An 8,748-nucleotide genomic window follows, 5' to 3' on the forward strand; every position below is an offset into this window, starting at 1 on the left:
TCCGCATCCTGCCGGTGCCGATGCGGGTGGACGAGGGCGAGAAGGAGAAGGCGGACGCCGGACGCGCCCTGGCCAGGCTCCGCTTCGACGGCCTGCCGCACGGGCTGCGCGACGACGAACTGGCCGGCTACTGGGGCGCGGTGGAGATCCCGTACCGGCCCTTCTACGCCTACGAGGAGATCCTGGCGACCTTCGGCGACACCCCGGGACTGTCCTCCTCCATGCTGGCCTCCTGCGAGCGCCTGACCTCGTTCGTCACCGAGGGCCGGGTCTCCTCGATGCCGCCCGTCCCCGAACCGGAGCGGCTGCGCGCCGTCGACGCCTTCACCCGCCGCCGCCCCGCCGGGCCCAGCGAACTGGTGCTGTCGTACGCGGCCGAGGACCGGATGTGGGCGGACTGGATCGAAGCGGTGCTGGGCGAGGCCGGCTTCCAGGTGGTGGCGCGGGACGTCGGTGCCGTACCCGCCCCGGAGGACGAGCCCGAGGCCGTCTCGGAACCGGCCCGCCGCACCGTGGTGCTGCTCTCCATGGCCTATCTGCGCAACCCGCAGGGCCGCGAGCTGCTCAGCGCGGTCGCCGGCAGCGACCCGTCGGGGATGCGCCGGCAGCTGGTCCAGCTGCGGGTCGGCGATGTCCGCAACGCCCCCGGCGTACGGCCGGCCTCCTCGGTGGACCTGCTGCACCTCGCCGAGGGGCCCGCCAGGTCCGCGGTGCTGCGCGCGCTGGGCCGCCCCGACCAGGCCACCGCGCGGACCGGTGACGGGGGGCCGCGCTTCCCCGGTACCAAGCCCGCGGTGTGGAACGTCCCCACCCGCAACCCGGCCTTCACCGGCCGCGCCCAGGTGCTGGAGCGGCTGCGCAACCAGCTGGGCGCCGGGATGACCGCGGTGCTGCCCACCCCGCAGTCGCTGTACGGTCTCGGCGGCGTGGGCAAGACCCAGGTGGTCCAGGAGTACGCCCATCGCTTCATGGCCGACTACGACCTGGTCTGGTGGATCAACGCCGAGCAGGCCGAGCGGATCACCACCTCGCTCGCCGCCCTCGCGGCCGAACTCGCCCGGGTCAGCCCCGCCGTCACCGAACTCGCGGGCGAGCTCAAGCTGAGGATCGGCGACAGCGTCTCCGAGGCCGCCGAGGCGGCGCGGGAGGCACTGCGGCGGGGCACCGTCACCGACCGCTGGCTGCTGATCTTCGACAACGCCGACGACCCCGCGGAGGCCGGCCAGTTCTTCCCCGGCGGCTCCGGGCACGTCCTGGTCACCTCCCGCAACCATGCCTGGTCGGCGCATGCTGAGGCGCTGCCCGTGGACGTCTTCGACCGCCGGGAGAGCATCGAGCACCTGCGGCGCCGCTCCCCGTCGATGACCGAGCAGGAGGCCGACCAGGTAGCCGTCGCCGTCGGCGACCTGCCGCTGGCCGTGGAGGTCGCCGCCGCCTGGCTGGCCGAGACCGGCACTCCCGTGAAGGACTATGTCGAGCAGTTGCAGGAGGAGCCCGAGGAGGCGCTCGGCGTCGCCACCTCCGCCCACTACCCCAGGGAGGTCACCGCCACCTGGAACGTCTCCATCGCCCGCCTCCAGCAGGAGAACCCCGCAGCCGTGCGGCTGCTCCAGCTCTGCGCCTTCTTCGCCCCCGAGCCCATCTCCCTCAACCTGGTGCACAGCAGGCGGATGCGCGAGGCGCTGCTGCCGTTCGACAGCGAGCCCCAGGCCGGCTATCTGCTGGGCCGTTCCATCCAGGCGATCAACCGCTACGCCCTGGCCAAGGGCGGCCAGGGCAAGGGCATCCAGGTGCACCGGCTGGTCCAGGCCGTCATCCGCTCCCGGCTCACCCCGGACGAGCAGAACGAGGCCATGCACGAGGTGCACCGCATCCTGGTCGACGCCCGGCCCGAGCGCGGCGACACCGACGACCCGCGCAACTGGGAGCGCTTCGAGGAACTGTGGCCGCACCTCGGTCCGTCCAAGGCCCAGGACTGCCGGGAGCCCGCCACCCGGCAGCTGCTGATCGACCGGGTCCGCTACCTGTGGAAGCGCGGCGAGTTCGACCACGCCCTCGCCCTCGGCGGCCAGTTGGACGAGGTGTGGACCGAGAAGCTCGGCATGGAGGACGTCCAGACCCTCAGCCTGCGCTTCCACCGCGCCAATGTGCTGCGCACCAAGGGCGACTACCAGGCGGCCCTGGAACTCGACCAGGCCACCCTGGAACGGCAGCAGGCGGTGCTCAACCCCCGGCACGCCGACGTCCTCACCACCTCCGGCAGCCTCGCCGCCGACCTGCGGGCGCTGGGCCGCTTCGACGAGGCGCTGGAACGCGACCGCGACATCCACCGGCAGTTCAAGGAGATGCTCGGCGAGCGGCACCACCGCACCCTCGCCGTCGCCAACAACCTCGCCGTCGACCTGCGCCTGGTCGGCCGCTCCGCCGAGGCGAGGGAACTGGACCAGGAGACCCTGGAGGGCCGCCGCGACGTCCTGGGCCACCAGCACCTGTACACCCTCGCCACCAAGTCCCACCTGGCCCGGGACCTCCGGGACATCGGCGACTGGCCCGGCTCGGTGGACCTGCTGGAGGAGGTCCTCGCCGAGTGCCGCGAGGTGCTGGGAGTGGACCTGCCCGAGACGCTGCGCAGCGCCAAGAGCCTCGCGGTCTCGCTGCGCCGCGTCGGCCGCCACAACGAGGCGCAGCGCCTCACCGCCGAGACCAACGACCTCTATCTGCGCCGCTACGGCTTCGACGCCCCGGACTCATTGGCCTGCGCGCTCAACCTGGCGGCCGACTTCTCCGCCGCCGGCGACGACGAGAAGGCCCGTGACCTGGCGGCCCAGGTACTGGACGGCTATGAGCGCACCATCGGCGAGCACCACCCCTTCACCCTGGCCTGCGCCACCAATCTCGCGGTCTATCTGCGGGGCAGCGGCGCGCTGCCCCGGGCCTGCCGGGTCGCCGAGGAGGCACTGGAGGGGCTGCGGACCGCCCTGGGCCCCGCCCACCCCTTCACCCTCGGCGCCATGATGAACGCCGCGGGCCTCAGGGCCGAGTCGGGCGATCTGCGGTACGCCGAGGAACTGGAGCGCGCCGCGCTGGACGGACTCACCACGAGCCTGGGCGCGGGCCACCCGGAGACCGCGGCCTGCCGCGCCAACCTCGCGGTCACCCTGCGGGCCTCGGGACGGCAGGCCGAGGCCCAGGAGATGCGTTCGCTGGCCCTGGCGGACTGCCTGTCCGTCCTGGACGAGGGCCATCCGCTGGCGCTCGCCATGCGCGGTTGGCAGCGGACCTACACCGACCTGGAGCCCCAGCCGATGTGACGAACCGTCAACAAGCGGTGCGGTCGGGGGCCGCCGCCAGACGGGCGGCCCAGGCCAGCACCCTCGGCATCACATCCAGCGCCCCGAAGTGCGCCGCCCCGGGCTCGACCTCCAGGGTCGAGCCCGGGATGTGCTCCGCGAGCCAGCGGGTGTGCTGCACCGGCGAAAAGACGTCCTCCTGCCCGTGCCAGAGCAGCACCGGCACCCTGATGGAGCCCGGATCGAAGCCCCAGTCCCGGCTGAAGGCCAGGGCGTCGTCGATCCAGCCGTGGGCGGACTCCCGCAGCGCCTCCGCGTAGTTGCTCACCAGCATCGCCCGGATGCCCGCGTCGGCGACCACCTGCAGATCCGACTCGGGCAGCTCCCCACGCAGCTCCGTCACCAGCACCGAGGGATCCTCCCGGATCCGCTGCGACCGCTGCTCCAGGCTGACGGCCAGCCGCCGGGCGCTGATCGCGGCCGCCCGGTACTCGCGGACGTTGGACTCCGTCATCCCCGCGAACCAGTCGAGCCCGCTGGCGGTCCGCGGCGCCAGGCTCACCAGCACCCCGGCCCCGGTCACCCGCTGCGGCAGCAGCGCGGCGCAGGCCAGCGAGTGCGGTGCGCCCCCGGAGCGCCCGACCACGGCGAAGCGGTCCAGCTCCAGCGCGTCGGCGATGGCCGCCACATCGGTCGCCGCGTCCGCCACCCGGCGGCCCGGCAGCCGGTCGGAGCCGCCGTACCCCGGGCGGTCGAAGACGATCAGCCGCACACCGAGCCGGTAGAGGACCGCACCGCGAGGTGCCGGGCCCAGCCTGCTGCCCGGGGTGCCGTGCAGCAGGAAGACCGGGCTGCCGTGCGGGTCGCCCCGGCTCTCCACCGCCAGCGCCCTGCCGTCCGGCGTCCGTACGACGCGCACCACCGTGCCGCCTCCCCCCGGCGCCGGCCCGCGCGGCACCAACCCAGAGAGGGTTCTTCCCCGTACGGGCCCCGCTCAGCCGCCCTGTTTCGGCCCCGCACGGCCGGCCGTGGGGCGTCGCCGTCCTGCGCCCCCGCCGCCGTGCCCCACCAGGGCCCGGGTGCCCCGCGGCGCGGCGGGCTCAGCCCCGCACCTCGCGGCGGGCCTGCCAGGTGGTGTGCTCCCGGGAGACCGCGTCCTCCGCGTCCCGGGCCAGCCGCGCCCACTGCTCCTCCGCGTCCGGCGCGGAGAGGTCCATCGTGACCAGCTGCACCCGGATCAGCTCCAGCTCGTCGGCGGTCAGCCGGTAGGCCGACGCCAGCGGCCGGTACTGGCGCAGCTGCGCCCAGGCCGTCGAGGAGGCGGCCAGCGCGGCGACGGCGCCCAGGATGTCGTAGCTGAAGTCACCCTGTATCCGCGGCACCGACAGCACCACCCCCAGCAGCGGCAGCACCAGCGACAGGAAGCCGGTGATCCGGGCCGCCCGCTCGCAGTAGCGGGCCTTGTTGACGTACCAGTCGTGCTGCTGCTGCACCCGCTCGCGCAGATAGACGTCCCGCCGGACGGCCAGCGAGGCGCCGCGCAGCAGCTGCATGCCCTCGGTGACGTCGGCGCGGGCACCGGGCGGCACCGCCCGGCTGCGCCGGAAGGCGTGCAGCACCCCGGTGAGCTGCAGGCGGTAGAGCGACTCGGCGTCCTCCATGGCGGTCGGCGGCGGCACATAGGCGTCGGCCCGTACGGCGTACTTCCAGGCCAGCGTCTTCACCGACTCCGCCACCGCCCGGCCCTCGTACCAGAGCCCCTGCGGGTTGTGCAGCCCGGCCAGCCCGGAGGCGCACATCGCCAGGAAGAAGAGCACCGCCGACAGCGCCGCGATCCAGGGGCTGTCCGCGGAGCCCGCCACCGCGGCCGCGGTGAGCAGCAGCAGCTGGAAGCGGGACATGGCCACGGTCGTCCGCTGGCCCTGCATCGAGGCGCCGTCCGCCGCCCAGAACAGCTCCGGCAGCAGTTCGTGCTCCCGTACCACCCGGCGTGACTCAGCTGACATGGATCCGTACCCCCCGTCGTCGGGTCCTTGGCCGCGGCCAGTATGGACGGGACGGCGGCGGCCGCACAGCACACGGACGGGTCGATTTGGGTGGGGGATTTGCGGAATCCGGTGTACAGCCGGTATCCCCCGGGTTGAATGAGCGTGCGTGTGGGGGAGGTGGGCACCATGACCGCACAGCGACCGACGGCACCGGGGACGACAGGGTCCGGCTCGCGGCTCCGCAAGGCGGGCGCCGCGCCGCCGCGCGACCGCACACTGCTGGCCGCGCTGATGGAGGCCATGGAGGTCGGCCTCTGCGCGCTGGCCTCCGACGGCACGGTCACCCACTGGAACCGCGAGGCCGAGCGGCTGCTCGGCTGGTCCGCGGAGGAGGCCGTGGGCCGGCCGGGGCTGGCCGGCTGGGCGGTGCGCGAGGCCGACGCCGTCGCGGTCGCCGCCCTGCTGGAGGACGCCGCCGCGGAGGGCCGCCGGCGGGTGCAGGAGTTCGCCCTGCTCACCCGGGACGGGCGCCGGGTGCTGGTGCGCGCCCAGGTCTCCGCGGTCAGGGACATCCCCGCCGCCGACGGCCACCCCGAGGGCCACACCGAACGGGGCGGCCTCTACTTCGCCTTCTCCGAGGCCCGCTCCCAGGTGGATCTGGAGCGGTCCCTGGGCCTCTCGGAGGCGCTCTTCGAGGAGGCACCGCTCGCCGTCGTCCTGGTGGACGCCGATCTGCGGCCCGCCGCCGTCGGCGCCTCCGCCGCCCGCACCCTGGGCGTGGAGCGCAGCGCCCTGCTGGGCCATCCGCTGGGCGAGGTGCTGCGCGACGGCGTGGAGGAGCTGGAGTCCGCGCTCCAGCAGGTGCTGGGCACCGGTGAGCCGCTCGGCGGCGTCAAGCTCTGGGGCACCCTGCGGGGCGACGACGAGCGCCGCCGCCGCTGCTGGCGCAGCGAGTTCGTCCGGCTGGGCTCCCCCCTCGGCGACGAACCGGTGCCGCTCGGCGTCGCCTGGCTCTTCGAGGACGTCACCCAGCGCGAGCAGGCCGAGCAGGAGGGCACGGTGCTGCGGTTCCGGGCGACCCAGCTGCGCCGGGCCGGTCTCGCCGCCGCCGAGTGCGAGGACCCGATGGAGGGCGCCGTCGGTTATCTGGACTTCGTCCTGGCCGGCTTCGCCGACCACGCCTACCTCGACCTCGCCGTGGACGGCGACTCCGGCGGGCTGGTCCGCGCCGCCGCCTCCCCGGTCGGTACGGCCGGCCAGGACCCGGGCCCGGAACCCTCCGGCATCCCCGTCTGCTACTCCGAGCTGCACCCCGCGCTGCGCGCCCTGGAGCGCGGCGGCTCGGTCTGCGTCACCGGCGGCGGCGACACCGCCTGGGCGGTGGACCGCCGCTGGCCCGCCGCCACCGTGCACGGCCTGTGCACGGCGCTGCGCAGCCGGGGCCGCACGGTGGGCGTGCTGACCTTTCTGCGCGGTCCCGGGCGCCGCCGCTTCGACCGGGCGGACCTCGCCTACGCCGAGGACATCGCCGCGCGGGTGGCCGCGGCCGTGGACCTGTCGGGCCGCTGCCCGGACTGAGCCGGGACCGGGGCCGGGACCGCCCCGGTCCGCGCCGCTGTGCCCGCCGCCCGTGCTGCCGGACGGCGGGCTGCCGTACAGATCCGCCCGGGCCGCCGCCCGTACCCGCCCGGGCTCAGCGGCCCCGGCCGAAGGTGTAGAAGACCCGGTCGGCCTGCTCGGCCAGCAGCCGGTCGTTCCACTCGGTGCCGCCGTCGACGTTGCCGGAGCGGAAGAGCGGCGGGGTCACCCCCCGGTCGGCGAGCAGGCCCACCGCCACTGCCACCACGGCCTGCAGCAGCGCGGCGGTGACCAGGGTGGACGCCGGGCCGAAGGTGGTGGGGGCGCCCTCCACCGCCAGTTCGCCGTCGCCCACCGCGATCTTGGTGTCCAGCACGATGTCGCAGTGGTCCTTCAGGTACGTCCCCGAGGGGTGCCGGGACGAGACCGCCCCCGGGTAGGCCAGCGAGGTCAGGCCGACCACCGTCAGCCCGCGCCCTCGGGCGTGCTCGGCGAGCTCCACCGGCATCATGTTGCGGCCGGAGAGGGAGATCACAAAGAGCAGGTCCCCCCGGGTGGCCGGGCTGGCGTCGAGGGTGGCCGTGGCCAGCCCCGACACCCGCTCCAGGGCGCTGGTCAGCGGGGCGGGCACCACGTCCACCCCGGTCACCCCGGGTACGGCGAGCAAATTCATCGGTACCAGGCCGCCGGCCCGGTACACCACGTCCTGCGCGGGCAGCGCGGAGTGCCCGGCGCCGAACGCGAACACCCGGCGGCCCTCCGCCACCGTGTCGGCCAGCACCCGGGCGGCCCGCTGCACGTTCTCCGCCTCCTCGTCACGGGCGCGCTGCAGCAGTGAGACGGCGGCGTCGAAGTACTGCCCGGCCAGGTCGGTCATGGTCTGCCTGCTCTCTCGTGGGTGTCCGCGGTGCAGCCGAGTGGTCTGGACCTCATGTCCACGGCGAGCACCGTGAGGCCCATCCGGCCCCGCTGTCAACAGCGCCGCCCCGATGCCGCTTCGATAGGCCAGAATTGGAGGGAGGAATTCTAGGAACGGAGCCGGCGGCCGTGAGCGGACTGATCGACACGACGGAGATGTACCTCCGGACCATTCTGGAGCTTGAGGAGGAGGGCGTCGTCCCGATGCGCGCCCGCATCGCCGAGCGTCTGGAGCAGAGCGGGCCCACGGTCAGCCAGACCGTCGCCCGGATGGAGCGCGACGGGCTGCTCCAGGTCGCCGGGGACCGCCATCTGGAGCTCACCGAGGAGGGGCGCCGGCTGGCCGTACGGGTGATGCGCAAGCACCGGCTGGCCGAGTGCCTGCTGGTGGATGTGATCGGCCTGGAGTGGGAGCAGGTGCACGCCGAGGCCTGCCGCTGGGAGCACGTGATGAGCGAGGCGGTGGAGCGCCGGGTGCTGGAGATGCTCGGTCACCCCACGGAGTCGCCGTACGGCAACCCGATCCCCGGACTGAGCGAGCTCGGCGACGCCCCCGCGGCGGACGAGGGCTTCGACGCGGACCTGATCACCCTGGACGCCCTCGCCCCCGGTGGCGACGGCAAGAACGTGGTGGTCCGCCGGATCGGTGAGCCCATCCAGACTGACGCCGCGTTGATGCAGACGCTCCGTCGCGCGGGGGTCCAGCCCGGGGCGGTCGTCCATGTCACCCAGGCGGCGGGCGGTGTGCTGGTCGGCAGCGGCGGCGAGGCCGCCGAGCTGGACCGGGACATCGCCTCGCACGTCTTCGTCGCCAAGGTCTGACCCGCCGGGGGTCGCCGGGCGTCACGCCGCCGGAACGGCCGAGGGCGGAGGGGTTCGGCGCTCCCCGGCGCCGAAACCCTCCGCCCTCTGCTGCCGTCTCCCGGAACCCCGAGCGCACCGGGTGACGGCCCCTCTCCCGTCTCTTATACACA

The 8,748-nt window shown here is 74.4% G+C and carries 6 protein-coding genes; 3 read left to right on the plus strand and 3 right to left on the minus strand.

All coding sequences use genetic code 11. The features are described from left to right. The coding region (gene fxsT, locus AOK09_RS27670) for an FxSxx-COOH system tetratricopeptide repeat protein (RefSeq protein ID WP_055589973.1) at positions 1 to 3,311 on the plus strand (3,311 nt) is incomplete at its 5' end. Between the two features lie 7 nt (positions 3,312 to 3,318). Here the strand turns inward: fxsT and AOK09_RS27675 are convergent. Beyond that, a complete protein-coding gene (locus tag AOK09_RS27675) occupies positions 3,319 to 4,212 on the minus strand; it encodes an alpha/beta fold hydrolase (RefSeq protein ID WP_055589974.1) in 894 nt (297 codons plus the stop codon). A 178-nt stretch (positions 4,213 to 4,390) separates the two neighbouring features. Next, positions 4,391 to 5,296, minus strand: a complete 906-nt coding sequence (locus tag AOK09_RS27680) for a DUF4231 domain-containing protein (protein WP_063796090.1) — start codon at positions 5,294 to 5,296, stop codon at positions 4,391 to 4,393. Between the two features lie 168 nt (positions 5,297 to 5,464). Between AOK09_RS27680 and AOK09_RS27685 the strand changes: the two genes are divergently transcribed. Next, complete coding sequence (locus tag AOK09_RS27685) at positions 5,465 to 6,856, plus strand: PAS domain-containing protein (RefSeq protein WP_055589978.1); 1,392 nt, start codon at positions 5,465 to 5,467, stop codon at positions 6,854 to 6,856. Between the two features lie 115 nt (positions 6,857 to 6,971). Here the strand turns inward: AOK09_RS27685 and AOK09_RS27690 are convergent, their stop codons facing one another. After that, positions 6,972 to 7,733 (minus strand): sugar isomerase domain-containing protein, encoded by a 762-nt coding sequence (locus AOK09_RS27690; protein ID WP_055589976.1) that lies wholly within the window; start codon positions 7,731 to 7,733, stop codon positions 6,972 to 6,974. Between the two features lie 170 nt (positions 7,734 to 7,903). Here AOK09_RS27690 and AOK09_RS27695 point away from each other — a divergent pair, with 170 nt between their 5' ends. Beyond that, a complete protein-coding gene (locus tag AOK09_RS27695; protein ID WP_055589977.1) occupies positions 7,904 to 8,596 on the plus strand; it encodes a metal-dependent transcriptional regulator in 693 nt (230 codons plus the stop codon). Positions 8,597 to 8,748: the final 152 nt, after the last annotated feature.

Source organism: Peterkaempfera griseoplana (assembly GCF_001418575.1).
GTDB classification, from domain to species: Bacteria; Actinomycetota; Actinomycetes; order Streptomycetales; family Streptomycetaceae; genus Peterkaempfera; species Peterkaempfera griseoplana.

Bases quoted from the DNA above. Each gene is read 5' to 3' on its own strand.
- AOK09_RS27680 (WP_063796090.1), bottom strand. From the start codon at position 5,296: ATGTCAGCTGAGTCACGCCGGGTGGTACGGGAGCACGAACTGCTGCCG.
- AOK09_RS27685 (WP_055589978.1), top strand. From the start codon at position 5,465: ATGACCGCACAGCGACCGACGGCACCGGGGACGACAGGGTCCGGCTCG.
- AOK09_RS27690 (WP_055589976.1), bottom strand. From the start codon at position 7,733: ATGACCGACCTGGCCGGGCAGTACTTCGACGCCGCCGTCTCACTGCTG.